Raw genomic sequence first — 1,186 nt, 5'->3', positions numbered from 1 at the left:
AAGGAGGAATTTTAGTTGGAGTGGATTTTTTATCTATACTTGTTAAATACGTTCTTTATCTTATTCATAGCAATTTGGGAAGTTCGTCGGCCAACCAAAGCTTTGAATTGGATAGTAATCGTCCTTGTTTTGCCTGTCATTGGTTTCTTACTATATCTTAGCATATCAAATCCCAAGCTTATTCAGCGTAAAAGATTGACCTCTTCTCATAATGAGTCTGAAAAGTTACCTGATACATATAGTGATTCAGCATCGATAATCGCCGATGCTTTAAGGTATTTTACTGTAGGCGGGCTTCGAGTCGGCAAAGTCCAAGTACTAAACAATGGAATAGCAAAATATGAACAACTTATCGAATCCCTACAAAAAGCCCAAAAAACCATTGATCTGGAATATTTCATCTATCGGAACGATCAAATTGGTAATCGCATCACAGAACTGCTGATCGAAAAAGCAGTAAATGGAGTGCGGGTTCGTTTTATTAGAGATGGTTGGGGGAGTAAAAAATTTCCGCGTCAAAAAATTCTTCAGATGGTGGAAGCAGGGATAGAATGTCGGACAATATTTCCTTTAAGCTTTCCCTGGATTTTGTCCAATTGGAATTATCGGGATCATTGTAAGATTGTCACGATTGACAGAAAGGAATCCTTTACTGGCGGTATGAACGTTGGGTGTGAATATACAGGATTAAAGCCAGACGTAGGATTTTGGAGGGACACTCATTTACAAATTATAGGGGAAGCAACAGGCGACTTGCAGACTATCTTCGACGTTCATTGGAATATCGCTGTACCAGAACGGATAAAGTCAAAAACAAAATCTGAGGCAACGAAAAAGGCCACTAAAATCCCAAAATATAAATCAAAGGAAATCAATCCAACCGGCAGCATAGATCTTTCAAGATGGTCTGCCGAATTAGGATCTGAGTTATGGCCTATAGAAGGTAAAACAGACAATACCCGAACAAAGACAGGAGAATTGCAAAAAGCGTACATCCATACGTTGGAAGGAAACCCTGGAATTCCTACCCCAGTTATTCGTCAAGCTTACTTTATATGTATAACACAGGCGACCAAAACTATTGATATAACAACACCCTACTTTGTACCAGAAACAGATATTATCATGGCATTAAAGACAGCTGTGGCTCGTGGTGTGCACGTAAGATTGCTGGTTCCTCGCCACA

General features: G+C 39.4%; 1 protein-coding gene. It reads left to right on the top strand.

Annotated features, from left to right (window positions below; genetic code table 11):
* Window positions 1–15: 15 nt before the first annotated feature.
* Window positions 16–1,186 (top strand): phospholipase D-like domain-containing protein (locus WD019_RS21645; RefSeq protein WP_425712811.1); only part of this gene is annotated, 1,171 nt, incomplete at its 3' end.

This window comes from Fictibacillus sp. Mic-4 (assembly GCF_049843615.1).
Classification (GTDB): Bacteria; Bacillota; Bacilli; order Bacillales; family Fictibacillaceae; genus Fictibacillus_A; species Fictibacillus_A gelatini.
This window is presented reverse-complemented; position numbering and strand designations above follow the sequence as displayed.